25 protein-coding genes are annotated in these 25,238 nt (G+C 63.7%); 18 read left to right on the top strand and 7 right to left on the bottom strand.

What is annotated here, in order from left to right; genetic code table 11:
* Nucleotides 1-277: 277 nt before the first annotated feature.
* Nucleotides 278-1,306 (bottom strand): HTH-type transcriptional regulator GntR, encoded by a 1,029-nt coding sequence (gntR, locus tag ACYG9R_RS21355; protein ID WP_023746968.1) that lies wholly within the window; start codon nt 1,304-1,306, stop codon nt 278-280.
* Between the two features lie 155 nt (nt 1,307-1,461).
* On the bottom strand, nt 1,462-2,634 hold the full coding sequence (locus tag ACYG9R_RS21350) for an MFS transporter (RefSeq protein ID WP_050590505.1): 1,173 nt from the start codon (nt 2,632-2,634) through the stop codon (nt 1,462-1,464).
* 231 nt (nt 2,635-2,865) lie between these two features.
* Here ACYG9R_RS21350 and ACYG9R_RS21345 point away from each other — a divergent pair, with 231 nt between their 5' ends.
* The 4 genes from ACYG9R_RS21345 (at nt 2,866) to mocR (ending at nt 6,162) form a co-directional block, all read left to right on the top strand.
* A complete protein-coding gene (locus ACYG9R_RS21345) occupies nt 2,866-3,153 on the top strand; it encodes a DUF3175 domain-containing protein (RefSeq protein ID WP_023673065.1) in 288 nt (95 codons plus the stop codon).
* Between the two features lie 208 nt (nt 3,154-3,361).
* Nucleotides 3,362-4,273, top strand: coding sequence for a myo-inosose-2 dehydratase (gene iolE, locus ACYG9R_RS21340; RefSeq protein WP_023752959.1), 912 nt, complete (start codon nt 3,362-3,364; stop codon nt 4,271-4,273).
* 214 nt (nt 4,274-4,487) lie between these two features.
* A complete protein-coding gene (locus tag ACYG9R_RS21335; RefSeq protein ID WP_023705614.1) occupies nt 4,488-4,694 on the top strand; it encodes a LacI family DNA-binding transcriptional regulator in 207 nt (68 codons plus the stop codon).
* A 1-nt stretch (nt 4,695) separates the two neighbouring features.
* Entirely contained in the window at nt 4,696-6,162 is a 1,467-nt protein-coding gene (gene mocR, locus ACYG9R_RS21330; protein ID WP_245260001.1) for a rhizopine catabolism transcriptional regulator MocR, read from the top strand.
* A 19-nt stretch (nt 6,163-6,181) separates the two neighbouring features.
* On the opposite strand, the gene ACYG9R_RS21325 is transcribed toward mocR, so the two are convergent.
* Complete coding sequence (locus tag ACYG9R_RS21325) at nt 6,182-7,426, bottom strand: DegT/DnrJ/EryC1/StrS family aminotransferase (protein WP_023673061.1); 1,245 nt, start codon at nt 7,424-7,426, stop codon at nt 6,182-6,184.
* 359 nt (nt 7,427-7,785) lie between these two features.
* On the opposite strand from ACYG9R_RS21325, the gene ACYG9R_RS21320 reads away from it, so the two are divergent.
* From ACYG9R_RS21320 to ACYG9R_RS21300, 5 genes are all read left to right on the top strand, one after another.
* Complete coding sequence (locus ACYG9R_RS21320) at nt 7,786-8,697, top strand: polysaccharide deacetylase family protein (protein ID WP_023696199.1); 912 nt, start codon at nt 7,786-7,788, stop codon at nt 8,695-8,697.
* 63 nt (nt 8,698-8,760) lie between these two features.
* Nucleotides 8,761-9,729 (top strand): rhizopine catabolism ABC transporter substrate-binding protein, encoded by a 969-nt coding sequence (locus ACYG9R_RS21315; protein WP_023696200.1) that lies wholly within the window; start codon nt 8,761-8,763, stop codon nt 9,727-9,729.
* Nucleotides 9,730-9,886: 157 nt separating this feature from the next.
* The gene (locus ACYG9R_RS21310) at nt 9,887-11,002 is read left to right on the top strand and encodes an ABC transporter permease (protein ID WP_023823200.1); all 1,116 of its coding nucleotides are present in this window, start codon (nt 9,887-9,889) and stop codon (nt 11,000-11,002) included.
* On the top strand, nt 10,999-11,835 hold the full coding sequence (locus tag ACYG9R_RS21305; protein ID WP_023712088.1) for an ATP-binding cassette domain-containing protein: 837 nt from the start codon (nt 10,999-11,001) through the stop codon (nt 11,833-11,835). The genes ACYG9R_RS21310 and ACYG9R_RS21305 overlap by 4 nt, the downstream gene beginning before the upstream one ends.
* 32 nt (nt 11,836-11,867) lie before the next feature.
* Nucleotides 11,868-12,974 (top strand): Gfo/Idh/MocA family protein, encoded by a 1,107-nt coding sequence (locus ACYG9R_RS21300; protein ID WP_023736006.1) that lies wholly within the window; start codon nt 11,868-11,870, stop codon nt 12,972-12,974.
* A 140-nt stretch (nt 12,975-13,114) separates the two neighbouring features.
* Here the strand turns inward: ACYG9R_RS21300 and ACYG9R_RS21295 are convergent, their stop codons facing one another.
* Entirely contained in the window at nt 13,115-13,891 is a 777-nt protein-coding gene (locus ACYG9R_RS21295; RefSeq protein WP_023736007.1) for a FadR/GntR family transcriptional regulator, read from the bottom strand.
* A gap of 107 nt (nt 13,892-13,998) precedes the next feature.
* Nucleotides 13,999-14,889: an NAD-dependent epimerase/dehydratase family protein gene (locus ACYG9R_RS21290; RefSeq protein ID WP_023699664.1), complete on the bottom strand. Its 891-nt coding sequence runs from the start codon at nt 14,887-14,889 to the stop codon at nt 13,999-14,001.
* Between the two features lie 117 nt (nt 14,890-15,006).
* Between ACYG9R_RS21290 and ACYG9R_RS21285 the strand changes: the two genes are divergently transcribed.
* The gene (locus tag ACYG9R_RS21285) at nt 15,007-15,945 is read left to right on the top strand and encodes an NAD(P)-dependent oxidoreductase (protein WP_023687954.1); all 939 of its coding nucleotides are present in this window, start codon (nt 15,007-15,009) and stop codon (nt 15,943-15,945) included.
* 18 nt (nt 15,946-15,963) lie between these two features.
* On the opposite strand, the gene ACYG9R_RS21280 is transcribed toward ACYG9R_RS21285, so the two are convergent.
* Nucleotides 15,964-16,746 carry a FadR/GntR family transcriptional regulator gene (locus ACYG9R_RS21280; protein WP_023673051.1) on the bottom strand — a complete coding sequence of 261 codons (783 nt, stop codon included), beginning with the start codon at nt 16,744-16,746 and terminating at the stop codon, nt 15,964-15,966.
* Between the two features lie 179 nt (nt 16,747-16,925).
* Entirely contained in the window at nt 16,926-17,915 is a 990-nt protein-coding gene (locus ACYG9R_RS21275) for a sugar-binding protein (RefSeq protein WP_023673050.1), read from the bottom strand.
* A 466-nt stretch (nt 17,916-18,381) separates the two neighbouring features.
* Here ACYG9R_RS21275 and ACYG9R_RS21270 point away from each other — a divergent pair, with 466 nt between their 5' ends.
* The 8 genes from ACYG9R_RS21270 to ACYG9R_RS21235 all read left to right on the top strand — a co-directional run bounded on the left by ACYG9R_RS21270 (nt 18,382) and on the right by ACYG9R_RS21235 (nt 25,237).
* Nucleotides 18,382-19,122 (top strand): ATP-binding cassette domain-containing protein, encoded by a 741-nt coding sequence (locus ACYG9R_RS21270; protein ID WP_023699667.1) that lies wholly within the window; start codon nt 18,382-18,384, stop codon nt 19,120-19,122.
* A gap of 41 nt (nt 19,123-19,163) precedes the next feature.
* Entirely contained in the window at nt 19,164-20,162 is a 999-nt protein-coding gene (locus tag ACYG9R_RS21265) for an ABC transporter permease (protein ID WP_023673048.1), read from the top strand.
* Nucleotides 20,163-20,201: 39 nt separating this feature from the next.
* Complete coding sequence (locus ACYG9R_RS21260) at nt 20,202-20,972, top strand: SDR family oxidoreductase (RefSeq protein WP_031199106.1); 771 nt, start codon at nt 20,202-20,204, stop codon at nt 20,970-20,972.
* 149 nt (nt 20,973-21,121) lie between these two features.
* Nucleotides 21,122-21,949: an AraC family transcriptional regulator gene (locus ACYG9R_RS21255; RefSeq protein WP_023696208.1), complete on the top strand. Its 828-nt coding sequence runs from the start codon at nt 21,122-21,124 to the stop codon at nt 21,947-21,949.
* Nucleotides 21,950-22,060: 111 nt separating this feature from the next.
* Nucleotides 22,061-22,504, top strand: coding sequence for an SRPBCC family protein (locus tag ACYG9R_RS21250; protein WP_023699669.1), 444 nt, complete (start codon nt 22,061-22,063; stop codon nt 22,502-22,504).
* Between the two features lie 16 nt (nt 22,505-22,520).
* Nucleotides 22,521-23,315, top strand: a complete 795-nt coding sequence (locus ACYG9R_RS21245) for an FAD binding domain-containing protein (RefSeq protein ID WP_023823201.1) — start codon at nt 22,521-22,523, stop codon at nt 23,313-23,315.
* A 60-nt stretch (nt 23,316-23,375) separates the two neighbouring features.
* Nucleotides 23,376-23,858, top strand: coding sequence for a (2Fe-2S)-binding protein (locus ACYG9R_RS21240; protein WP_023725426.1), 483 nt, complete (start codon nt 23,376-23,378; stop codon nt 23,856-23,858).
* An 11-nt stretch (nt 23,859-23,869) separates the two neighbouring features.
* Nucleotides 23,870-25,237, top strand: a complete 1,368-nt coding sequence (locus ACYG9R_RS21235) for a xanthine dehydrogenase family protein molybdopterin-binding subunit (protein WP_023736010.1) — start codon at nt 23,870-23,872, stop codon at nt 25,235-25,237.
* Nucleotide 25,238: the final 1 nt, after the last annotated feature.

The raw sequence follows: 25,238 nt of genomic DNA, 5'->3' as shown, positions 1-25,238 counted from the left end.
ATGCTGTTTGTCGTGGTGTGGTTTCCACGCCTGCCGAAGGCCCTCCAGCCTGGCCGGCGCCACGTCTCAAGGGCCCGAAGCCGGCCCGATCCCCTCCCCCTCGCCGCTTCACAGGCGAGAAAGGAAACTAGCATATTATACATAATAAACAAGCATGAGCTGTTGCTTATGTATAATAAACAGGGGCGGCCTTTCATCAAAACGTCTGCCCGACGAAAATGGTAGCGCTACCATGACGTTGTGTAAAGCACCATTTGCTGAGGCAGCCAAAGCGTGTTCAGCGTGCGGTGCTCTCGCGGGGCTTGAGTTCGAAACCGAGATCGACGACCCGCTGCTCAGGCCTTCGTCCTGCGATCGCCGCCAGCGCCATGGCGACAGACCGACGGCCGATTTCATAGCGAGGGGTGCGGATACTGGTGAGCGGCGGGAACGCCGCCTGCATCATTTCGAGGTCGTTGAAGCCGACAATGCCGATTGTTTTCGGCACGTTGAGCGCGGCGCTATGGCATTCGAACAAAACGCCGAGCGCGATGTCGTCATTGTTGCAGAAGACGCCGTCGAGCGCCGGCATCTTGGCCAGCGCATCGCGAAGCAGCTCGCGGCCGAGCGTCACGCTGGACAGTAGCGGCGTGGTGGTGACCAGCCGGGGGTCGAACAGGCCGGCCTTCTCCATTGCCGCGCGATAGCCGGCAAGCCGCCGCTGCGAGCGCGGGTCCATGCGTGCGCCGATGAAGCCGATCCGCCGGTAGCCGGCCTCGATCAGATGCTCGGTCGCGGTGCGGCCGCCGTCGAAATGCGAGAAGCCGACCAGCATGTCGACCGGATCGGACCCGGTCTCCATCACCTGCACCACCGGGCAGCCCGCGCTCTCCAGCAGTTTTCGCGAGGTCGGCGTCTGGTCGATGCCGGCCACGATCAGCGCCGCCGGGCGCTGCGGTGCGAACACCTGCAGCAGGCGCTCCTCCTCGAGGCCGGAATAATGGGTGTTGCCGAGCTGGACGCGGAACGGGCCGTCCGACAGGCTGTCATAGATGCCGCGCACCACTTCGGCGAAGACGTTGTTGGTCAGCGACGGCACCAGCACGCCGAACACATCGGCGCGCGCCGAGGCCAGCGCCCGTGCATTGGGATCCGGGACATAACCGAGTTCGTCGACGGCGGCCTGGATCTGGCGCCGCAGATCTTGGCTGACGCGTTCCGGTTCGCGCAGCGCCCGCGACACGGTGATGGCGCCGACGCCGGCCTTGCGCGCAACATCTGATAGGGTCGGGCGGCCGCCGCCGCGACGCGAGCGCGGCTTGGTCATGGACATCCTCCACGTGCCGGGCCCCGGCCGCTGCGCCCTTGCGAAACCATGTTCAGCTTTTCCACTGCCACCATGCCGGCTGCTGCCGCACCCACTCGCCTGCTGGAGTCGCGCAGCCAATCGCCCTTGTCAAGCAACAGGGCAATCCTGCCTTCCTAAGCCATCAGGGCAGCACTGCGTTTTGCTTTCCACAGCAGCAGCCCGATGGCCACTATGTTCAGCAAGTTCCACGCGATCCCGTTGAGGAACGCGGCGGCGTAAGAGCCGGTCAGGTCGTAGATCCAGCCCGACATCCAGCCACCGATCGCCATGCCGAAGATGGTCGCCATCATGACGATGCCGATACGCTGGCCGGCCTCCTTGGCGGGCAGGTATTCGCGCACGATGATGGCATAGCAAGGCACGATGCCGCCTTGCGACAGGCCGAACACCAGCGACACGACATAGAGCGAGGCAAGCCCGTCGAACGGGATGTAAAACAAAAGCGACAGGCATTGCAGCACGGAACCGATAAGCAGGGTTTTCACGCCGCCGATGCGGTCGGCGACAAAGCCGGAGGCGAGCCGGCTGACGACGCCCGCCGCCATCATGATCGACAGCATGTCGGCGCCATGCGCAATGCCGTAGCCAAGATCCATGCAATAGGCGACGATGTGCACCTGCGGCATCGACATCGCCACGCAGCAGCCGAGACCGGCAACGATCAGCAGCACCTGTAACGCCGCCGGCGACAGCGAAATCGACTGCACTGGCCGGCTTCCGGGCGAACCGGCGGCAGCCGCCGCCGGAGCAGCGCGCCGCAACAACAGCACCAGTGGCACCATGGTGACCAGGCAGAAGACACCGATGCCGGCATAGGTGAAGCGCCAGCCTTCCGCCTTGATCAGTGTCGGCATGATGGTTGGCCAGAGCGCTCCGGCGAGATAGTTGCCAGCCGCCGCAGCTGTGACGGCGACGCCGCGCCGACGGTTGAACCAGTGCGAGATGTCGGCGATCAGCGGCCCGAAGATCACCGATGTGCCGACACCAATCAGCACGCCCTGGGCAAGGGTGAATTGCAGGATAGAGGTCGACAGCGCGGCGAGCAGCAGGCCGGCGGCGAGAGCCACCGAGGATAGCAGTGCCGGGATCCAATACCCCATGCGATCGACCGCGCGGCCAACCAGCACATTGCCGGCGGCGAAGCCGACCATGGTTGCGGTGTAGGGCATCGATGCCGCGGCGCGGTCAACGCCGAACTCGGCCTGCACGGCCGGCAGCACGACGACGACGGCCCACATGCCGACCGCACCGATCGTCGCCAGCAGCATGGAGATGGCAAGCCGCATCCAGGCGTAGCTGCTGTCGATGCCGGGGCTATCCGCCTGATTGGCGACGATCGGGGTCAAGGCGTTTCCTGTCTACGGTCCTGGGAAGTCGACCGTTGTGTCGCCACTATCGGCGCATTCACCGCGACGGGCAGCGCCACAGGGCCATGATCCGTGGCTCCAGCGGCCCGGCGGCTTTCTCGGGAACCGGCGGCGGCCTGCTCGAGTTTTTGCGACAGGAAGGAGTTTGTCATGACCGCGAAAAAGAAATGGTCGGCCGAGGTGACCGAGCACAGCGATGCGATGGACCTCGAGGACCACATCTTCGAAGCCGACGACGCCAGGAAGATCGCGGCCTCGCTCAAGCGCTCGGCCGAGCACAGCGACCGCCGCAAGGCCGAGCCGTTTCAGTCGGCCATGTCGATGCTGAATTTCTACATCAACCGCGCCGGCAAGAACCTGCCGCAGGCGCGCCGGAAAGTGCTCGAGGACGCCAAGGACGAACTGCGCGCGGCCTTCGGAAGGCCGCAGCAGGATTAATGCATGTCGCTCAAAAGTGGCGCCGGTTTTGAGACAACGACATGCAAAGACCTAAGCGCGTCGACTTAGTCCGTTCAAACGGGACGCGCTTTAGCGCTCCCGATTGGCTCTGCCAAATTCACCTCAACTGGACCTAGTGACAGGTCCTCTTTCCCCTCAGTTTGCCGGCCTCGGCTTTGTGTTTCCCCGAGCCCTTTGAAGTAGCGGCATGACGGTCAAGATCGGCATCAATCCCATCACCTGGAGCAATGACGATGTTCCCGCACTCGGCGGCGATACGCCGCTCGCGACATGCCTGTCGGAAACCAGGCAGGCCGGCTATCGCGGCACCGAACTCGGCGGCAAATTCCCCAGGCGAAGCGACGAGCTTGGACCGATCCTGTCTTCTTACGGACTGGAACTCGTCTCCGGCTGGTATGACGGCCGCATTCTGGACCGCACGGTCGACGAGGAATTCGCCGCCCTCACCTCGCATCTGACCCTGCTGCGCGACCTCGGCGCCAAGGTCGTCGTCTATGCCGACACCTCGCGCGGCCGTCATGACGGCATTTTCGCGCCGATCTCACAGCGTCCGCGCCTCGCTGACGGCGAATGGACCGCCTATGGCGAGAAGCTGACCGAACTCGCCGACCGCATGGCTGCCTTCGGCGTCGGCATGGCTTTCCATCACCATATGGGCACCATCGTCGAGAGCGATGACGAGGTCGACAGGCTGATAGCCGCAACCGGCAAGAGCGTCGGCCTGCTGTTCGATACCGGCCATTGTCTGTTCTCAGGCGGCGACCCGGCCTCCCTCCTGAACCGGCATCTCGACCGCATCGTGCATTTCCATTGCAAGGACGTCCGCGCGGCCGTGCTGGAGAAGGCACGGCGCGAGGACATGAGTTTCATGGCGGCAGTGATGGAAGGAATCTTCACTGTGCCCGGCGACGGTTCCGTCGATTTCCTGTCGCTGTTGAAGCCGCTGGCCAAGCGCGGCTTCGAAGGCTGGATCGTCGTCGAGGCCGAGCAGGATCCGGCCAAGGCACACCCCTTGACCTATGCCACGAAAGGTTACGCTTCGCTTCTCAAATCGGCCTGCGCGGCCGGGTTCGACGTCGCGATACGAGACTTGGCCTAACCACCGCCGGGGGGCTGGTGGTTGGGCCGGTTGGGCGCGCGCCTCGGTAGGGGTAGCGACGCGAAAGCGCCCGGCGATCCGCGCCGCCGCCCTCCCTTGGCGGCGCGGATCGCACAGTTCTTGGCATCGAAATTTTTGCCCCCGAGTTGCCGGCCCGGCGTTTCAAGCTTGAGGCTGGCGACGAGGCATGCCTTGATGCGGATGGAGGAGCGACATGGCATTCGAGGCGGCACTCGGCATGGAACGGCTTTGCACCATCCGTGAGATCGCCGAGAAGGCGGAACTCGGCGCGGCAACCGTTCACCGCGCGCTGAAGAACAGCCGTGAGGTCCGTCCCGCAACCAGACGGCTGGTGCTCGAGACCGTTTGCCTGCTTAACGAAGAAAAGATCGCGCGCGCAGCCAGGCTCGTCGGAGACTAGCTTGGCCGACCACATGCGCCTTTCCCTCGACATCATGTCGGTCGACCGCGGCTCGGACGAACCGATGCACCGACAGATCTATGGCGCCCTGCGGCGCTTCATCCTCGACGGCCAGATCCAGCAGAACACGCTGCTACCATCGACACGCTCGCTGGCCGAGGATCTCAAGGTCGGCCGAAACACGGTGATCGCCGCCTACGACCAGCTGCTCGCCGAAGGGTTTATAGAGGCGCGCGCCGGGTCCGGCACCTGGGTGGCGCCGATCCAGCAGAAACGCCCGCCGGCCGCGCTGCGCGCCGGGCTTGCCGCTCCGCAAAAGCTCTCGCGGCGCGGTCAGACCATCGTCAACGGCCCGCAGCCGCCGCGCAATGCCGGTGTCATCAACTTCCATCCCGGCGTGCCGGAAACCGCGTCCTTCCCCTTCACCATCTGGTCGAGCCTTCTGGTGCGCAACGCACGCAGCCGCGATGAGAATTTGCTCGGCTATATCTCCTTTGCCGGCCATCCCGGCCTGCGCCAGGCCATCGCCTCGACCATAAGCCTGTCGCGCGGCATCAATTGCACCGCCGACCAGGTCATCATCGTCACCGGCGCGCAGGCAGCACTCGACCTCGCTTCGCGCGTGCTGATGGACGAAGGCGACCATGTCTGGATGGAGGAGCCCGGCTATCTCGGCGCCAAGAGCGCCTTTCTCGCCAGCGGCGCGCAGCTTGCGCCCTTGAAGGTCGATCGCCTTGGATGGCATCTCGCAGACCCAGAGCTGCCGCCGCCGCGCCTGATCTATGTGACGCCATCCTGCCAGTGGCCGTTCGGCACCATCATGCGCATCGAGGAACGGCTGCAGCTGCTCGACATCGCCGAGCGCCACGGCGCCTGGATCGTCGAGGATGATTATGACGGCGAGTACCGGTACCGTGGCCGGCCGGTACCGGCGCTGCGCGGCCTCGATCACGCCGACCGGGTCGTCTATATCGGCTCCTTCGGCAAGACGCTGATCCCGGCGCTCCGCATCGGCTATCTCATCGTGCCGCGCGAACTGTCGGTCCCCTTCGACCGCGCCGTCTCGATCACCGGCCAGTTCGCGCCGCTGATCCTGCAGGCGACGGTCAACGACTTCATCACGCAAGGCTATTTCGCCACGCATCTGAAGCGTATGCGCCGGCTCTATGCGCGCCGGCAGGCCAATTTCGTAAAACTGTGCCAGGAGCATCTGGCCGAATGGCTGACTGTGACCGAGAACGATTCCGGCATGCAGCTGCTGGCCAGTTTTATCCGACCCTACAAGGACAGCGACGTCGTCGCCGCTGCCGTCAAGGAGGGCCTCGACGTGCAGGGCATCTCGATCAACTACCATTCGAGCGAGCCGGAACACGGCCTGCTGCTCGGCTATGCCGCGATGGACGAACGCCAGATCCTGCGCGCAGTGCTGGCGCTGCGCGCCGCCTTTATGCGACTGGACCGGCAATAAGCCGGTCCAACGCGGCTCTTCAATTCACGCTGTCGAATTTCTGCAGGTCCACCGGTGCTGCCTTGCGCACCTCGACATCGTCCAGCGAGGCATTCTCCAGCGCCACACGGGCCGCCGCATCGATGTTATGGATCATGTCGTCGATGTCGGCGTCGCCATGCGCCGGATTCATCGCGATCATCACCGTGCGGTTGAGGATGTCGAGAGAACCCTTGCCGAGGTCGTCGGCATAGGTCAGCCGCAGGCCCTTGTTTTCCGGCAGCGTGTACGGATTGAGCGCCGGATGATGCGCGCCCTCATGCATCAGCACCTGGTCCCACTGGGTGAAATTGTGGCGGCCGGTCTTGCCGGCAATGACGCTCGGAATGGTCTTCGAAAAAGTCTGCGCCGCCTGTTCGCTGGGCAGCAGATACATTACCTGTGCCGCGCAATCGTCGTCGGGGCTGTTCATCGGCGACGGCGTCAGGCCGAGATTGCCGAGATGGCGCGTGCCGGCCAGCACCTTCTTCTTCTCCGCCCGCATCGCCTCGATGATGCCGTCCAGACGGTCGAGCTGGACATTGAGCATTGCACCCATCAGTTCCGAGGCGCGCGCCCCGATGCCGGCGAACGGCTTGATGCTGTCGCTGCGGCCCTGCCAGTAGAAGTGGCAGGGGTCGATGGCGCAGCGCGCGCGCTCGGCCACTTTCGGATCGCTGGTGGCGATGCCGCCGCCCTCGCCCGACGTGATGTTCTTGAAGTAGTTGAAGGAGTAGGCGCCGGCATGGCCGATGGAGCCGAGCTTCTTGCCCTCATAGCCGCCGCCAATGCCCTGGCAGACATCTTCCAGCACGAGCAGACCGCGTTTTTTAGCGATATCCATGATCGCGTTCATGTTGCAGGCCGCACCCCACATATGCACCGGGATGACCGCCTTGGTGCGCGGGCCGATGGCGTCGCGCAGAGCGGCCGGGTCAATGGTCAGGCTCTCGTCGATGTCGACAATGACCGGAATGGCGCCGACCGACAGCACTGCCGTTGCGGTCGCCATATAGGTGTGCGCCGGCACCAGCACCTCATCGCCCGGGCCGATGCCGAGGCCGATCAGGCCGGCGGCGAGCCCATAGGTGCCGCTGGCGGCCAGCGCAAAATGCTCGACGCCGAGATGCCTGGCATAGCGGGCCTCGAAGCGGTTGCACTCGCTGTTCTCGCCATAGCGAAACAGCGCACCCGAGCGGATCACCCTGGCAATGGCTTCGATCTCTTCTTCGCCGGCAGTGTACATGGCAAGTCTCCACATCGCTGATGGTATGAAAGCAGTACGCCTGCGGCCGCTGTTTGAAAGAACCACTCCGCTGCGATCTGACCAAGCCATCCCGGTTGCTTGATGGCCGGGTTTGACGCCGAATGTGGGCATATCGAATGAAATCGACATTTCAGAATGCAGGCCCGCGGAAAAATCGTACCCATCCGAATTCGTCGAAGTGGCCCTGTCGGAAAGCCGGCATTGGGCGTTCCATCGCGTCCAGTTGGGCAAACGGTCGGTTCCATGCAGCACGGGACACACTTTGGAAGACCCTCGAAACCGGCGTGCCGGCAAGATGGTGGCCGGCAAGATGGTGGCCGGCAAGACGGTGGCCATCCATGACGCGACAGCTCGTCCTGCATGAAGACGATGTCGGCATGTGCCATGGCGCCAACAGTGCCTTCCTCGAACTGACCGCACTGGGCGCCTGCAGCTCCGGCGCCGTGATGGTGCCGTGCCCATGGTTCCCTGAGATGGCCGAAGCGGCAGCCGCCGATCCCCGGCTCGATCTCGGCGTCCACCTGACGCTGAACAGCGAAAAGCAGCACTACAAATGGCGGCCGCTGACGTCGCCGTCGCGTGCGGCCGGCCTGACGGACGAGTTCGGCTATTTCTGGCCCGATGTCGCGACCACCCGCCGCAAGGCAGCACCGCAAGCGGTGGAAACCGAGCTTCGCGCCCAGATCGACACCGCCTACCGCGCCGGCATCGACGTCACTCATCTTGACGCCCATATGGGAGCAGCGCTGTCGCCCGAGTTTTGCGACGTCTACATCAAGCTCGGCCTGGAATATCGGCTGCCGGTGCTGTTGACCAAAACGCTGTCGGCCTATTCGCCCAATGACAATCTCGTCGGCGTCACCGAAGCGGCGTTCCAGCGCGGCGTCACTGAAGCCCGCGCCAAGGGCTTTGTCATCTTCGACGCCGCCATTCAGACGACCTGGGGCCGTCCACGCTCCAAGCCGATAAAGCCCGCCTACAAGGCATTGGTCGAAGGGGTGCGCGAAGGCCTGACCTTCTTTTGCCTGCACTTCAACGCGCCGGGCGAGTTGGAACTCATCGAGCCTCGCTCCGCCTATATCCGCACCGAGGAATATGAACTCTTCCGCGACCAGGCTTTCCGCGACTGGCTCGGCGCGCAGGACATCGACATCATCGGCATGAAGCCGCTGCGCGAGGAGCTTCGTGCACGGCTCGGGGCATCGACACCGGCAAAGGCCCGCAAAGCGGCCACCCGGGCAGCACCGTAAGCCGATCCATCGGCCAATGGCGCAAAGAGGGAATTGGAACTGCAACGACAATGGGAGAATGACATGAAGACTGTTCTGAAACTGGCGCTCGGCGCGCTTGTCTCGATGAGTATGCTGGCGGGCGTCGTGCAGGCCGCGGGCCTGAAGAACCCGAAGGATGTCCGCATCACCTTCGTGGTGCATGGCTCGGCCTCCGATCCCTACTGGTCGGTGGTCAAGCGCGGCGTCGACGATGCGGCGGCGCTCACCGGCGCCAAGGTCGAATATTATGCGCCGCAAGTGTTCGACGTCGTCGAGCAGGCCCGCCTGCTCGACGCGGCCATCGCCACCAATCCAGACGGCATCGCCGTCTCCATTGCCGACGCCAATGCACTTGGTAAATCGGTCAAGGCCGGACTTGCCGCCAACATTCCGATGGTCGTGCTGGATTCCGGCGAGAAGGAAGGCGCCGAACTCGGCACCTCTCTCTATGTCGGCACAGTCTCCGAATATGATTCCGGCAAGAAGGCCGGCGAGCGGCTGGCCAAGGAAGGCACGCTCAAGGTCGTCTGCATCAACCACGAGGTCGGCAATGTCAGCCTCGACCAGCGCTGCCAGGGGTTGAATGACGGGCTGAAGCCGTCAGGCGGCGGCACCGAGGTGCTTACCGTGTCGCCCGATCCGGCCGACATCCAGCGCCGCACCGAGGCCTACCTGTCGGCGCATCCCGACACCCAGGCCGTCTTCGCGCTGGGCGCCACCGCCGCCAATCCGCTGATCCCGTTCTTCCGGCAGAAGGAGTTGTTCGGCAAGATCAAGCTCTACACCTTCGACATCAGCCCCGAAGTCCTGGATTCCGTCGTCGCCGGCGAAATGGGCTTCGGCATGGACGCCCAGCAATATCTGATGGGATACCTGCCGGTGATCTATCTGGTCGAGCATGCCACACATGGCTTCTGGCCGCAGAACAACGCCTACACCGGCCCGCTGTTCATCGACTCGCCCGACAAGGCCAAGGCGATCCTGGCGCTCGCCAAGGACGGCATCCGCTAAGGCAAGACCAAAACGGATCGGGGAGCCGCCATGCGCTCCCCGTCTCTGGTCGAGATTGCGAAGTGAGCGATTGGGGAGCCTAATGGCTGTTGTGGAAGACAAGGCGATACCTCCAGAAGCGCCGGCCCCCGGGGTACTGGGCAAGGACCGTTTCGGCATGACGTCGAAACGGGCTGCCGGCACTGACGAGCGGCTGGCCAGCACCGGCCGGCTGACGCAATGGCTGCGCCGGCCCGAAGCCGGTGCCGCCGGCGGCCTCATCGCCACCATCATCATCTTCGCCCTGCTGCCGGGTGCGTCGAACCTCTATTCGCTGCAGGGGTCGATGACCTTCCTGACGCTGGCAGCCGAACTCGGCATCATCGCCACGGCCGCAGCCCTTCTCATCATCGCCGGCGAGTTCGATCTCTCGGTCGGCTCGATGGTCGGCTTCGCTGGCGTCGTCATCGGACTGACGGTGAAATATTGGGACCTGCCGCTGTGGGGCGGCATCGCCTGCGCCTTCGCTGTCGCCATCCTCACCGGCTACGTCAACGGGCTGATCGTGGTGAAGACCCGCCTGCCCTCCTTCATCGTGACGCTGGCGTCGCTCTACATCCTGCGCGGCCTGTCGATCGGCATCACCCGCGCCGTCACCGGCCGCACGCAGATCCCCTACATCCTCGACGGCGCGCCGGACCCGGCAACCGCGGGCCTGTTCAACGGCCATCTCCTGACCGGCTTCTTCCAATGGATGAGCACGCAAGGCTGGATCGCCACCCGTACCGACGGCATTCCCTTCGTCGTCGGCATTCCGATGTCGATCGTCTGGTGGCTCGGCCTGACAGCTTTGGCGGGCTACGTGCTGACCCAGACCAAATACGGCAACTGGATCTTCGCCACCGGCGGCGACCTCAATGCCGCCCGCAATGTCGGCGTGCCGGTCGACCGGGTTAAGATCGCGCTGTTCATCTACACCGCCTGTGCCGCGACCTTGCTTGCCACCATCCAGGTGATGGAGGCCGGCTCCGCCGACACCACGCGCGGCCTGCTCAAGGAATTCGAGGCGATCATCGCCGCGGTCATCGGCGGCGTGCTGCTGACCGGCGGCTACGGCACCGTCTATGGCGTGCTGTTCGGCGCGCTGATCTTCGGCCTGGTGCAGATGGGCATCTTCTACACCGGCATCGACACCGACTGGTTCAAGGTCTTCCTCGGCATCGTCATCTTGATGGCCGTGCTCGTCAACAACTACATCCGCCTCAAGGCGCTCGGACGCGGAGGCGGCAAATGACCTACCCAAACCCATCCCCGGCCATCCAGCCAGCCATGGAATTACGTGGTGTGTCGGTCAATTTCGGCTCGGTGCGCGCGCTGCAGGATATCGACATCAAGGTCTATCCCGGCGAGGTGCACTGCCTGCTCGGCGACAATGGCGCCGGCAAGTCGACACTGATCAAGGTTCTGTCGGGCGTGCACCGGCCGACCAAGGGCGAGATTTTCGTCGACGGCAAGCCCGTCACCTTCCGCAGCCCGCGCGACGCGCAGGACCTCGGCGTCGCGACGGTCTTCCAGGACCTCGGCATGATCTCGCTGATGTCGATCACGCGCAACTTCTTCCTCGGCCGCGAGCCGACCAGAAGCCGCCTGCCCTTCTCGCGCTTCGACAAGGAGCGCGCCAACACAATTGCCCGCCAGGCGATGGCCGATATCGGCATCGACGTGCGCGACCCGACACAGGCAGTCGGCACGCTGTCGGGCGGCGAGCGCCAGTCGGTGGCCATCGCGCGCGCAGTCCACTTCGGCGCCAAGGTGCTGATCCTCGACGAGCCGACCTCGGCGCTCGGCGTGCATCAGGCGGCCATGGTGCTGAAATTCATCATCGAGGCGCGCATGCGCGGGCTGGCGGTGATCTTCATCAGCCACAACATCCACCACGCCTACCCTGTCGGTGACACTTTCACGCTGCTCAACCGCGGCCGCAATCGCGGCACATACGCAAAGTCCGAGATCTCGCGCGACGAGGTGATTTCCATCATGTCGGGCGGCGAGGATCTGAAGGCGGTGGAAGCTGAGATTGCCGGGCTGTTGGCGCAGATCGGCAACCGGCCGGCCGCCGCACCCTGAGCCTGGAACACTTTGCAGAGAGTTTTAGCAGCATGAGCAGGATACGGGTTGGCGTTATCGGCGCCGGCATGATCTCGCAGATCATGCATATTCCGAATCTGTTGCGGCTCGGCGACCTGTTCGAACTGGTCGGCGTCGCCGATCCGTCGAAAACCTCGCGTGAGTTCGTCACAGATATCCACGGCATCGCCAATTTCGAAACGCCGGAGCAACTGTTCGGCCAGAAGCTCGACGCCGTCGTCATCGGCTCGCCCGACCCGCTTCATTACGAGCAGGTACTAGCCGCCCTTGGGTGCGGCCTGCATGTCTTCTGCGAAAAGCCGCTCTGCTATTCCCCGGCGGAAATCGCCGAGATCATCGCCGCGCGCGACAAGGCCGGCAAGGTTATGCAGGTCGGCTATATGAAACGCTTCGATCCGAGCTACCGGCTGGCGCTGGCCTCGCTGCCCGGCACGGCAAAGACGTTGCGGTCCGTCTCGGTCGAGGTCAACGATCCCGATGCCTGGCCGTTCATCGCCCACCAGCGCTACAAGCGAGGCAACGACATTCCCGAGGAGCTGATTGCCGCCGCGCAAAGCAAGCAGAAACAACAGGTCGAGCGCGCCATCGGCCAGCCCATGACCGATCTGGCTTTCCGTGGGTTTACCGGCGCTTACAGCTCCGCCTTGATTCACGATGTGAATGCCGTGCACGGCCTGCTCGACGCGCTCAGCGTGCCGGAGGGCGAGGTTGTCGGCGCGCAGATCTTCGCCAATGGCGATGGCGGCCAGGGCGCGGTAAAACTGCTCGACGGCCAGGCGCTGTGGACGATGACGCATCTCACCGTGCCGAAGCTCGCCGACTACAAGGAACGCATCACGCTGTTCTTCGACGATGCCAGCCTTGAGCTCGAATTCCCCTCGCCCTGGCTCAACCATCATCCGACCCGGCTGACTGTGAAGACCTCGGACGGCCACACACTGTCGACGAAGGATCTGCGTGCCGGCTACGGCGAAGCCTTCGTCGAGGAACTGCGCGGCTTCTGGGGTGCGATCGTCAATGGCGACGAGGTGGTCAACCGCCCCGAGCACGCCGCCCGCGACCAGGCGCTGCTAGTCGCGCTGACCAGGCAGCACCTGGCCACTTCGCAGGCCGGCTGAGCGCTCGCAGGATGTGTTGAGATTCAGGTCAGGCCGCGCCGAAAACGTTGGATTTCGAGAACCGGAGCGGAGCGTACTTAAGTACGTGAAGCGCGAAAGCCGGCGTTTGCAGGCCGGCCTCACCTGAATATCAGCATATCCTACCGGGTGTTGATGACGCCGTCGGTATTGGCGAGCAGCTTGCGCACCGCGTTGCGGGCCGCCTCCGGCCGCTGCAGGCGGATGGCCTTCTCGATCGCCTCGTGCAGTTGCTGTGCATGCTGCAGATCGTCGAGTTCGCGCGTCGTATAGGTGAACAGATGATCGAAGGCGGATTCGATCAGCACGCCGAGCGGCACCAGCAGATCGTTGCCGGAGGCGCGCAGGATGGCCAGATGGAAACGCGTATCGGCGCGCGTGCGCTCCTGCAGGCTCGGCGCCTCGCCCATCTCGCGGCAGGCCTGGCTGATCTCGGCCATCTGCTCCTCGGTGCGTCTCATGGCTGCGAAGGCAGTCGCTTCCGGCTCGATGATGTGGCGGAATTCCTGCACCGTCTTCAGGAACACCTCACGGTCGGGCGCGGTCGCGTACCAGGCGAGCACATCGCGATCGAGCAGGTTCCAGCGCTCCCTGGGCTCCACCCAACTGCCGATCTTGGGGCGCGACGCCAAAAGGCTTTTGGCCATCAGCATCTTGATCGCTTCGCGCACCGCAGAGCGACTGACGTTGAAGGTTTCGGACCATTTGGCTTCATTGGGCAGGATGGTGCCTGGCGGATAGTCGCCGCGCACGATCCGAAGCCCGATTTCGCTGGCCAGCGAGGCATGCACGCTGGTGCCGGGCATCCGGGTGGCGTCAGCCCGGCGAAGGGTCGCCGGGCGCTCGCCGGATGCCGCCTTTTCAGGCTTCTTTCCCTTGTTCGGCTTTCCGTCCCTCATGCCTCCACAAAGTCCGGATTTCGAAAGCTGTCAAGCAAAGGACGGGACGTTGACGGCAAAGCCTGCGGCTGTGCACAGATCAGGTCGCAACCTTGCCCCCGGCCGTCCTATTTGACGTATTTGCGCCAGCTGTGCTCGGGACGGAAGCCGAGCATGTCCCTGGCCTTGCGGTTCGAGAGCAGCGTTTCATATTCGCCGAGATCCGCCTTGACCGGCACGTCGGGGTAAAACCGCTTCAAAAGTTCGGCCGTCGGCAGGTCGGACGAGGTGTCGTCATTGGCGGCGTTGAACACCTGGAAGCCGAGCCCGTCCGTTTCAACGGCGCGCAGCGTGATCTGGCCGAGATCGCGCGCGTCGACATAGCTCCAGGCGATGCGCTTGCGAAAGCCCGGATCGGCAAACCACTTCGGAAACAGCGAATATTCGTGCGGTTCGATGACGTTGCCGATGCGCAAGGCATAGATATCGGTGCCGTTGCGCTGCGCAAAGGCGCGCGCCGTGTGCTCGTTGACGACCTTGGACAGAGCATAGCTGTCCATCGGATCGACGTCGTATTCTTCGTCGAGTGGGAAATATTTGGGATCGCGCGGCTCGTTGGCGAACACCACGCCGTAGGTGGTCTCGCTGGACGCGATCACCACCTTCGGGATGCCGAGCTTCACCGCCGCCTCGATGACGTTGTAGGTGCCCATCGCATTGATGCGGAACGCCTCATTGTCGGTCGTGATCATGATGCGCGGTATGGCGGCGAAATGCACCACGGCATCGACCGGCTGCGGGCGCAGCGACGGATCGAATTCATGCAGGCCCATATAGCTCGACAGCGCGTTGAACACCTGGCCGCTGTCGGTGATGTCGGTGATCAGCGTGCGCACCTTGGGATTGTCGAGCGGCCTGGTGTCGATGTTGAGCACCTGGCAGCCCTGTTCGACCAGATATTGCACGACATGGCGACCGGCCTTGCCGCTGCCGCCGGTGAACATGATCCGCTTCGTCATTTTCGTCTCCAATGCCTAGGATTTCCGTGTATTGTCAGACAATATGGCATTCCGCAACCACCCTCGCCCGCCACACGGCGGCGCCCACTATCAATCATCGCAACAGGACTTCAAGACATGACCACGACCGCCGCGAGCGAAAAGATCGGCTTTATCGGCCTTGGCCTGATGGGGCACGGCATTGCCAAGAACATCGTCGACAAGGGCTATGGCCTGACCTTCCTCGGCCGCAAGAACCGCAAGCCGGCGGAGGACCTGATTGGCCGGGGCGCCAAGGAGGCGGCGACTTCGCGCGACGTGGCGGCGGCGTCCGACATCGTCTTCATCTGCGTCACCGGCTCGCGCGAAGTGGAAGCCATCATCCGCGGCCCCGGCGGCCTCAAGGAGGGCTTGAAGAAGGGTTCGGTCGTCGTCGACTGCTCGACCGCCGATCCGGTCTCGACGGTGGCGCTGGCGGCGGAACTGAAGGAGATCGGCGTCGACTTCGTCGATGCACCGCTCAGCCGCACCCCGAAGGAAGCCTGGGAAGGCACGCTCGACGCCATGGTCGGCGCGCCCGACGCGCTGTTTGCCCGTGTGAAGCCGGTCATCGAAACCTGGGCCGGCCGCATCGTTCATATTGGCGATACAGGTGACGGCCACCGCATGAAGCTGCTCAACAACTTCATCTCGCTGGGCTATGCCGCGATCTATTCCGAGGCGCTGGCGCTGGCCGAAAAGGTCGGCATCTCGCCACCGCGTTTCGACAGCGTCATCCGCAACGGCCGCATGGATTGCGGCTTCTACCAGACCTTCATGCGCTGGACGCTGGAGGGCGACCGCGACGCACATAAATTCACCATCGCCAACGCCTTCAAGGACCTGACCTATCTGGAATCGATGGCGGGCGCGGCCGGCATCGCCAACCCGCTCGGCAACGCCACCAAGAACTCCTTCGCCGGTGCCCATGCCACTGGCCCGGCCGAGCAATTCGTGCCGATGCTGGCGACATATATCGGCAAGGTCAACGGCGTCGACCTGATGCCCAGCAAGGATGGCAAGAAGCAGACGATTTGAGGTGGCGAAAAGCCTGTGTCAGCGCCTCGACCGGCCGATAACATCGTCGGTGTTGGCGAGCAGTTTGTGCACCGCATTGCGCGCGGCCGCAGGACGCTGCAGGCGGATGTTCTTCTCGATCGCCTCATGCAGCGCCTGCGCCCGCCGCTGATCGCTGGTCTCGCGTGTGACGAAGACAAAGAGATGATCGAGCGCCGACTCGATCAGAACGCCAAGCGGCACCAGCAGATCGTTGCCCGAGGCGCGCAGTATGGCGAGGTGAAAACGCGTATCGGCGCGGATACGCTCCTGCAGGTTCAGAGCCTCGCCCATCTCACGACAGGCCTGGCTGATCTCGTCCATCTGCTCGTCGTTGCGCCGCGTGGCGGCAAAGGCCGACGCTTCCGGCTCGATGATGTGACGGAACTCCTGCACCGTGCGCAGGAAGGCTTCCCGGTCCGGCCCGGTCGCGTACCAGGCCAGCACATCGCGGTCGAGCAGGTTCCAGCGTTCCCTGGGCTCGACCCAACTGCCGATCTTGGGCCGTGAAGCCAGCAGGCTTTTGGCCATCAGCATCTTGATGGCTTCGCGCACCGCCGAACGACTGACATCGAAGATCTCGGCCCATTTGGCCTCGTTGGGCAGAATGGTGCCGGGCGGATAATCGCCGCGCACGATTCTGAGGCCGATCTCGCCGGCCAGCGAGACATGGACGCTCGCTCCCGGAAAATGCGCGGCACCGGCCCTGCGCATGACAGCCGGACCGCGGCTGGCTTGTGCCTTGGCCCGCTCGGTTCGCTTCTTTGATTTCTCGTCCGGCATTCACGTTCCAATGCGTCGGCCGTCTGCGTCCGGACTGGTCCGAACCTGCACGGCGCGCCGATCTCGTTGCCGAAAATCCAAACTACAGACGCGTCAAAGCCGGAGCCTGCTGCCCCAACCGTTGCGTCCGTCCGGGAAGAGACGGGGCGCCCGTCAAAGGGCGCCCCGAAATCGAGAACCTACTTCTGGATGCAGGTGTCGACCGTGTCCTTTGTGCATTCGTCGAGGCCGGTGAACACCGGATCGGCGACGGCCTTGCCTTCGACCAGATCGATCATCACCGACGGTGCCTTGTAGCCCATTTCGAACGGCCGCTGACCAACCAGAGCGGTTACAAGGCCGTCACGGGCGATCGCCACTTCATCGCCGATCGTATCGGCGGCGCCGATGACGAAGTCGTTGCTGGCGATGCGGTCCTTGAGCGGCCCGAACAGGTCGCGATAGGGCTGCGGTGCGCCAAACAGCGGCCAGCCGCCCATGATGCCGAAGGCGTCGAGCTTGGGATTGGCGGCGAGGATGTCGGTCATCGCCTGCACGCCCTTGGCGCCGTCGTCATTGGTGAACACCGGGCAACCGGCGACTTCGGTCCAGCCGCCTTCGCCGGCAAGTGCCGCCAGGCCTTCCTTGCCCGACAGCGCGTCACGCATGCCCTGCGCGCGGCGCAGGATGTTGTCGGCCGCGGGATTGCCTTCGATGGTACAGATCGTGCCGCCGTTCGGCTTGCCCTTCTTGATGTACTCGCCGATCTTGTGACCCATCAAATAGTTGTCGGTGCCGAGATAGGTCTTGCGCAGCGCGGCATCTTCCTTGCTGAGATCGGCGTCGAGCGTCATGATCGGGATCGTCGGATTGGCGGTCTTGATCGTCTGAGCGATCAGCGGCGCGTTGGATGGCGAAATCGCCATTGCCACCGTGTCGGCCTTGCTCAGCATGTCCTGAACGATCTGCGCTTCGCCGGCCTCGTCGGAGGTCGATGCCGGGCCGGTGTAGAAGCATTCATATTCCGAGCTGGCATTTTCCTTGTTCCATTTCTCGCAGCCCTGGTGGATGGCTTCGAAGAATGGATTGTCGAGACCCTTCACCACGATGACGAGCTGTTTCTTGGCCAAAGCCGGCCCGGCGCCCAGCGCCATGGCGGCGACGGCGGCGAGCAAAAGTGTTTTCCTCATGTCAGTCCTCCCTTGAAACAGACGGACACGGCGTGCCCGCCACACAGATCGACCGGATGCTTAATGACCGAGGTTCGTTTCACGAGCACTCGTGTCGCCAAGACAGATCGATAAGCATTTCCAGATGCGGCATTGGCCCGGCTCAACACATGGGTGGCGCCGCAACCTCGACCGATAAACCTCCGCCGATTCCGCCCGGCTAACCGCCAGCGGCATCGGCATAATCTCCTCCGACGCTTAGCTAATATCGGCTTGCGGCCAACGTCAATGCTATTTGTCCTACAAAACGGATTTTTGGATAACCAAGGCTTCAATTCGTCCGACAATTGATTGACGAGCGCCGGCTTTTGCGTAAAAGAACGCTGACGCTGTTTCCGGGAGGAGATGGGGAGAGCGGGGCCAAAGCAGCGCCGGCATTCACGCCGGGAACAGCAGCGGGTCGCAAAACACGGGGAGGCAAAGACTGGTGGCGGTTCTCGAACTCACCAATATCTCGAGGCATTTCGGCGCCATCCAGGCGGTCAACGACGTATCGCTGTCGATCGAGCCCGGACAGGTGGTCGGCCTGATGGGCGACAACGGCGCCGGCAAGTCGACGCTGGTCAAGATGATCGCCGGCAATTTCCGCCCCAGCCATGGCATCATGCGCATGGACGGCAAGGAGTTGATCCTGCACAAGCCGGCGGAAGCTCGCCAGCACGGCATCGAGATCGTCCACCAGGACCTGGCGCTGTGCAACAATCTGACCGCCGCCGCCAATGTCTATCTCGGCCGTGAATTGCGCCGCGGCCTCGGCCCTTTACGCATCCTCGACTATGCCGCCATGTACAAGCGCGCCGGCCAGCTATTCGCCGAGTTGAAGTCCGAGACCCGTCCGCGCGACCTCGTCAAGCAGATGTCGGGCGGCCAGCGTCAGGCGGTGGCGATCGCGCGCACCATGCTGTCGCAGGCGAAGATCGTGTTGATGGACGAACCGACGGCCGCGATCTCGGTGCGCCAGGTCGCCGAAGTGCTGAACCTGATCCGCCATTTGCGCGACCAGGGCATCGCAGTGGTGCTGATCAGCCACCGCATGCCTGACGTGTTCACCGTCGCCGACCGCGTCATCGTCATGCGGCGCGGCCGCAAGGTCGCCGACAAGACGATTGCGTCAAGTTCGCCCGAGGAAGTCACCGGGCTGATCACCGGCGCCATCGAACAGGTTTGATCTCAGCGAATTTCACCACGCACAGCACATGAAGGTCGACGATGGCACTGACAATTGACCAGCCGATCGAACAAAAGCAGCAATCCTTGCCGGCAAGACTGTTTGCCAGCCAGACCTTCTGGGTGGTGATCGCGGTCATCCTGGCCTGCCTGTTCCTGTCTTTTGCCACCGACGCCTTCGCCACGTCGAAGAACCTTTATAACATCACCCGCAACATCACCTTCGTCGCCATCATCGCGCTCGGCATGACCTTCGTCATCATCACCGGTGGCATCGACCTGTCGGTCGGTTCGGTGCTCTGCCTGTCGTCGATGGTGCTGGCCGTCACCATGCATGCCGGCTACTCCATCGAGGTCGGCATCCTCGCCTCGATCGCCACCGCGCTCGCCATAGGCGCCTTCAACGGCATCATGATCGCCTATCTCGGCTTTCCACCCTTCGTGGTGACGCTCGGCATGCTGTCGATTGCGCGCAGCCTCGCCATGGTCGCCTCCAACAACACCGTCGTCTTCCAGTTCGGCCCCGATCACGACAAGCTTCTGGCGCTGGGCGGCGGCGCTTGGGTGTTCGGCATCGCCAATCCGGTGCTCTACATGATCCTTTTGGCGCTGATCACCGGCTTCACGCTGCGCTGGACCAAGTTTGGCCGCCACATCTTCGCCATTGGCGGCAATGAGCACGCGGCGACGCTGACCGGCGTTCCCGTCAAGCAGATCAAGGTCGCCGTCTATATGATCTCGGCGCTGGCGGCGGGCATTGCCGGCATCATCCAGACCGGATGGCTGGGCGCCGTCACCACCAATCTCGGAACCGGCATGGAACTGCAGGTCATCGCCGCCACGGTCATTGGCGGCGCCAATCTCGCCGGCGGCGTCGGCACCGCCTTCGGCGCTATTGTCGGTGCCGCGCTCATCGAAGTGATCCGCAACAGCCTTGGTCTGCTCGGCATCAATGCTTTCTGGCAAGGCGTGTTCATCGGCGGCGCCATCCTGCTCGCGGTGCTGTTCGACCGGATCCGCAACTTCAGGCGCAATGACTGAATGTTTTTGGACTGAACCTTTCGGCTGGAAACCGTTGCCTTGACATCGAAAACCCTGTTCGAGCTCAACGGCCGGCTGGCGCTGATCACCGGCTCCGGCCAGGGCATCGGCCTGGCGCTGGCGCGCGGCCTTGCCGAGCATGGCGCAAGTGTCGTGCTCAACGGCCGCGATGCCGGCAAGGTTGCCGGTGCTGTCGCCGGCTTGCGCGACGCTGGCTTCAAAGCGCACCCCTCGACCTTCGACGTGACGGATTTTCGCGCGGTCGATGCCGATGTCGCCCGCATCGAGGCCGAGATCGGCGCCATCGACATCCTGATCAACAATGCCGGCGTGCAGTTCCGCGCTCCGCTTGAGGACTTTCCCGAGGAGCAGTGGGAGCGGCTGTTCAAGACCAATGTCTCCGGCGCCTTCCATGCCGGCAAGGCGGTCGCCCGCAATATGATCGCGCGCGGCAAGGGCAAGATCATCAACATCGGCTCGGTGCAGAGCGAACTCGCCCGGCCCAACATCGCGCCCTATACGGCCACCAAGGGCGCAATCCGCAATTTGACACGTGGCATGTGCACCGACTGGGCGAAATACGGCTTGCAGATCAATGCCATCGCCCCCGGCTATTTCCGCACCGAGATGAACCAGGCGCTGGTCGACAACCAGGAATTCTCCGCCTGGCTGGAAAAGCGCACGCCGGCCGGCCGCTGGGGGTATGTCGACGAACTGATCGGCGCCGCCGTGTTCCTCGCCTCCGACGCCTCGTCCTTCGTCAACGGCCATACGCTTTATGTCGACGGCGGCATGACGGCTTCGGTTTGACGGGAAACCCTATCGCTCAGTCTGAAAATCCGTCGGCATAAGCGGCCCCCCAAGCTCACCACACCTCCCAGCCTTGACGCGACCCCGAACTCAGCCGCACAATCCCGTTGCAGGCGAAGGGAGGCCAGTCGTCTGCGGGAGGTATACCCATGACGGACGCGATCAGGCTCTATTGGGGCCGGTTCGGACATGTTTCTGTCCTGAATGTCGCCAGCGACTTCGTCACCCATGCGCATGTCGAGGCCCACATCATCATCTGGCTGGAGGGCACGGCCGGCGAGATGACCGTCGGCCGCGAGACGGTGCCGCTGGGTCCCGGCACCGCCGCCGGCATCAATTCCTACCAGCCGCACAGCCACATTCTGTCGCAGAACGGCAGGCCCGGCCTGTTCCTCGCCTTCTACATCGATCCGGATTGGGCGCGCCGGCGCCGCGACCTGCCTTCGTCGGCGCCGTTGTTTGCACAGGCCGCAATCACGCTCGAACCATGGCTGCACCAGGCCGCCGCCAATCTGCTCGACCATTTGAGCGAAAATGAAAGCATCGACGACGTCGCCAATTACGAGATCGAGCGCTTCATCGATAGCGTGCTCGACGCCGCCGACGCCTCGGCGCCGCCGGAGGTACGCATCCGCATCAACACCATGCAGGACTTTCGCGTCCGCAAGGCAATCCAGCTGATGAAGGCCAATGTCTGCGAACGCATCTCGTTCGACGACGTCGCCCGCAGCGTTGGCTTGTCGCGGCCGCATTTCTTCGCTTTGTTCAAGGAACAGACCAATTTGACGCCCAATGTCTACTGGAACACGCTGCGCATGGAGGAAGCCGTGCGGCAGCTGCAGTGGTCGCAGGAGCCGCTGATCTCGGTCGCCTGCAATCTCGGCTTCACCACCCAGGGCAATTTCTCGCGCTTCTTCCGCGACCATGTCGGCGTGCCGCCGACGCTTTACCGCGAAGCGGCGCGTGCCATGGCCTGAACGGGCCGTTCTTTTTCAGACTCCTTGATAGGGCCGCAAGACCCATTGATAAGCGCAGCGCCGGCCGCCGCCCTACCCTGCAGCGTATCGAATTCGTTGGGGAATGATCATATGGCTGAAGTCACCGTCTCCAGCGTCATCGACGCGCCGGTCGAAAAGGTCTGGGCGCGCATACGCGACTTCAACGGCCTGCCGGGCTGGCATCCGCGCATGGTCAAGAGCCATATCGAAGACGGCAAGAGCGCCGAAACCATCGGCTGCGTGCGTAATTTCGAGCTCGCCAGCGGCGCGCGTATCCGCGAAAAACTGCTCGACTTCTCCGATGCGGATTTCCGCGTCAGCTATTCTATCCTCGAAACGCCGCAGCCGCTGACCAATCACAAAGCGACGCTGCAATTGCGCCGCGTGACCGACTGCGACCGCACCTATGCCGAATGGACCGCGAGCTTCGACGCGGCGCCCGAAGAGGCCGACAAGATCGCCGCCGGCATGGCCGCCAATGTCTTCCAGGGTGGCTTCAATGCATTGAAGAGCCATTTTTCTGGCCAGAGCTGAGTCAGGGGAGACTGCCATGGCGCTTGCCCTCCAGACCTTTTCGGCCGTCAGGGATGCCAACGCGGCGCTGAAGGCGCCCGGCACCCGCTATCTCGGCGGCGGCACGCTGGTCGTGCGCGCCGCCAATGAAGGCGATGTCTCCGTCACCGGCCTCGTCCGCTCGACTGATCCGGCCCTCTCCGGGATCACCGTTGCCGGCGGCAAGGTCCGCATCGGAGCTTCGGTGACAATGGCGGCCATCGCCCGCCATCCCGAGCTTGCGGCGCTGTCCAGGGCTGCGCGCGCCGTCGGCGGCCCGGCGATCCGCAATATGGCGACTGTCGGCGGCAATCTGTTCGCACCGGCGCCCTACGGTGATTTCGCTGTCGCCCTGCTGGCGTTGGATGCGACGGTCGGCACCGATGATGGGGAATTGCCTATCGAGGATTTTCTGGCCAGGCGGGACGGCGGCCGCGCCATTGTCACATCAGTCGCCTTCGCGTTGCCGAAGGCCGAGAATTTCCGCTTCCTGAAAGCGTCGCGGGTCAAGCCGAAGGGCGTCTCGGTGCTCAGCATCGCCGCCGTTCTGGAACAGGCCGGCGACGGCACTGTCTCCTCGGCGCGGATCGCGCTCGGCTGCATGGCAGACCGGCCGATGCGCGCCCGTGCTGCGGAAAAGGCACTGATCGGCAGCAGGCTTGACCAGGACGGCGCCGCAGCGGCGCTGGCTGCAGCCGGTGAAGGCACTTCGCCAATCACCGACCCGATCGCCAGCGCCTGGTATCGCGCCGAGGTTCTGCCGGTCCATCTCGGCCGGCTGCTGCTTACTTAACCACCGCTTGGGGGGCGCGCGTCTGTCGGATCAACCGGGCAGGCGCGCTGGGAGGAAAACATGGCAAAGGTTCCGGTTCAGTTCACGCTCAACGGCTCGGAGAAGGCCGAATTTGTCGACAGCGGCACGACGCTGCTGCACGCGCTGCGCGACAAGATCGGCGACACCTCGCCCAAGGGCGGCTGCCACCAGGGCACCTGCGGCGCCTGTTCGGTCATCATCGACGGCGAACTCCGGCTCTCTTGCCTGACGCTGGCCGAGACCTGCAGCGGCGCCGACATCCGCACCACCTTGGGCCTCGCTGAGGCCGGCGTCCTGCATCCGCTGCAGCGTGCCTTCCTCGACGCCTTCGCCACGCAATGCGGCTTCTGCACGCCGGGCATGATCATGGCCGCCAAGGTGCTGCTCGACCACACGCCTAATCCGAGCCGCGAGGACGTGATCGAGGCGCTGTCCGGCAATATCTGCCGCTGCACCGGCTACGAGCCGATCATCCAGGCGGTGCTGACGGCGGCCCGAGCCAATTCGCAGAACGCGGCCTAAGGACCAAAAGAATGGAACTGCGCAAAAACTATTTCGCCGATCAGCGCAAGGACGGCCTGCACGAGATCGGCCATGGGCGGCCGCGGCTGGATTCGCCGGGTCATGTGACGGGCAAGACCGCCTATTTCGCCGACCGCAACGTCCCGAATATGCTTCACCTGAAAATGGTGCGCAGTCCGCACCACCATGCCCGCATCCGTTCGATCGACACTTCCGAAGCGGAGAAGCATCCCGGCGTGGTGAAAATCCTCACCGCCAAGGATGTGCCGCACAATGTCTACACCATCCTGATCCTGATCCAGGTCGGGCCGGAGGACGAGACGGTGCTGGCCGACGGCAAGGTGCGCTGGAAGGGCGAGGCCGTGGTGGCGGTGCTGGCCGAGACCGAGCGCGCGGCTCAGGAAGCGGCAGCCAAGGTCAAGGTCGACTACGAGGTGCTGCCGGCCGTCTTCGACATGGAGGAAGCGCTGAAGCCCGGCGCGCCTTTGGTCAACGAATATCACGGCCAGAATTATTACCTCTATGACAGCGGCGAATGCCGCAAGGTGCGCTTCGGCGATGTCGAGGCGGGCTTCGCTGGCGCCGACCACATCCTGGAACAGAGCTACCAGTCCTCGCCGATCGAGCATGCGCCGACCGAGACCACGGGCTGCGTCGTGGTGCCCGAAGGCAATGACCGCTTCACCTGCTACACCAACACCCAGGCGATGTTCTTCACCCTCGACAACGCGTCGATCATCCTGCAGATGCCCGGCTCCAAACTGCATTTCGTCGGCGGCACCGTCGGCGGCGGCTTTGGCGGCAAGGTCGACGTCATCGTCGAGCCGATCGCCATTCTTGGCGCCAAGCTCACAGGACGTCCCGTCTCCTTCATCTACAGCCGCGAGGAGGAGATGCAGATCTCCTCGCCGCGCGCCGCCGAAAAGATAATCATCAAGGACGGCGTGATGAACGACGGCCGCATCGTTGCGCGCAAGGTCACCGGCTACACCGATGCCGGCGCCTATTCGCGTCACTCGCCTTATGGCGCGCAGAAGGGAGCGGCGCACTATCCCGGCCCCTACACCATTCCCAATGTCTGGATCGACACCTACTGCGTCTACACCAACCGCACACCCTCCTCCGCGATGCGCGGCTTCGGCGTCACCATCGGCGACTTCGCGCTTGAGGTGCAGATGGACAAGCTGGCGCGGCTGATCGGCATGGACCCGCTCGAATTCCGCTTCATCAACGCCTATCGCGATGGCGACATGAAGGCGCATCGCCAGCCGACCGAAGGAGCGGCGCTGATCGAGTGCATGCAGGAGGCGTCGCGCGCCGCCAACTGGCCGGTGGCGGAGAAGTATATGGCGATGTCCTCCTACAAGAAGGGAGCTTGAG

The organism is Mesorhizobium sp. RSR565B (assembly GCF_054719465.1).
Note: the sequence above shows the minus strand (reverse complement) of the source record. Positions and strands in the feature narration are given on the sequence as shown.

Coding starts and splice junctions, on each gene's coding strand:
- iolE (WP_023752959.1), top strand. CDS start 3,362: ATGACGGTCAAGATCGGCATCAATCCCATCACCTGGAGCAATGACGAT.
- ACYG9R_RS21290 (WP_023699664.1), bottom strand. CDS start 14,889: ATGACGAAGCGGATCATGTTCACCGGCGGCAGCGGCAAGGCCGGTCGC.
- ACYG9R_RS21265 (WP_023673048.1), top strand. CDS start 19,164: ATGGCACTGACAATTGACCAGCCGATCGAACAAAAGCAGCAATCCTTG.
- ACYG9R_RS21335 (WP_023705614.1), top strand. CDS start 4,488: ATGGCATTCGAGGCGGCACTCGGCATGGAACGGCTTTGCACCATCCGT.
- ACYG9R_RS21305 (WP_023712088.1), top strand. CDS start 10,999: ATGACCTACCCAAACCCATCCCCGGCCATCCAGCCAGCCATGGAATTA.
- ACYG9R_RS21275 (WP_023673050.1), bottom strand. CDS start 17,915: ATGAGGAAAACACTTTTGCTCGCCGCCGTCGCCGCCATGGCGCTGGGC.
- ACYG9R_RS21310 (WP_023823200.1), top strand. CDS start 9,887: ATGACGTCGAAACGGGCTGCCGGCACTGACGAGCGGCTGGCCAGCACC.
- ACYG9R_RS21295 (WP_023736007.1), bottom strand. CDS start 13,891: ATGAGGGACGGAAAGCCGAACAAGGGAAAGAAGCCTGAAAAGGCGGCA.
- ACYG9R_RS21255 (WP_023696208.1), top strand. CDS start 21,122: ATGACGGACGCGATCAGGCTCTATTGGGGCCGGTTCGGACATGTTTCT.
- ACYG9R_RS21240 (WP_023725426.1), top strand. CDS start 23,376: ATGGCAAAGGTTCCGGTTCAGTTCACGCTCAACGGCTCGGAGAAGGCC.
- ACYG9R_RS21350 (WP_050590505.1), bottom strand. CDS start 2,634: ATGCGGCTTGCCATCTCCATGCTGCTGGCGACGATCGGTGCGGTCGGC.
- ACYG9R_RS21315 (WP_023696200.1), top strand. CDS start 8,761: ATGAAGACTGTTCTGAAACTGGCGCTCGGCGCGCTTGTCTCGATGAGT.
- ACYG9R_RS21345 (WP_023673065.1), top strand. CDS start 2,866: ATGACCGCGAAAAAGAAATGGTCGGCCGAGGTGACCGAGCACAGCGAT.
- ACYG9R_RS21300 (WP_023736006.1), top strand. CDS start 11,868: ATGAGCAGGATACGGGTTGGCGTTATCGGCGCCGGCATGATCTCGCAG.
- ACYG9R_RS21245 (WP_023823201.1), top strand. CDS start 22,521: ATGGCGCTTGCCCTCCAGACCTTTTCGGCCGTCAGGGATGCCAACGCG.
- gntR (WP_023746968.1), bottom strand. CDS start 1,306: ATGACCAAGCCGCGCTCGCGTCGCGGCGGCGGCCGCCCGACCCTATCA.
- ACYG9R_RS21320 (WP_023696199.1), top strand. CDS start 7,786: ATGACGCGACAGCTCGTCCTGCATGAAGACGATGTCGGCATGTGCCAT.
- ACYG9R_RS21280 (WP_023673051.1), bottom strand. CDS start 16,746: ATGCCGGACGAGAAATCAAAGAAGCGAACCGAGCGGGCCAAGGCACAA.
- ACYG9R_RS21325 (WP_023673061.1), bottom strand. CDS start 7,426: ATGTACACTGCCGGCGAAGAAGAGATCGAAGCCATTGCCAGGGTGATC.
- ACYG9R_RS21285 (WP_023687954.1), top strand. CDS start 15,007: ATGACCACGACCGCCGCGAGCGAAAAGATCGGCTTTATCGGCCTTGGC.
- ACYG9R_RS21250 (WP_023699669.1), top strand. CDS start 22,061: ATGGCTGAAGTCACCGTCTCCAGCGTCATCGACGCGCCGGTCGAAAAG.
- ACYG9R_RS21235 (WP_023736010.1), top strand. CDS start 23,870: ATGGAACTGCGCAAAAACTATTTCGCCGATCAGCGCAAGGACGGCCTG.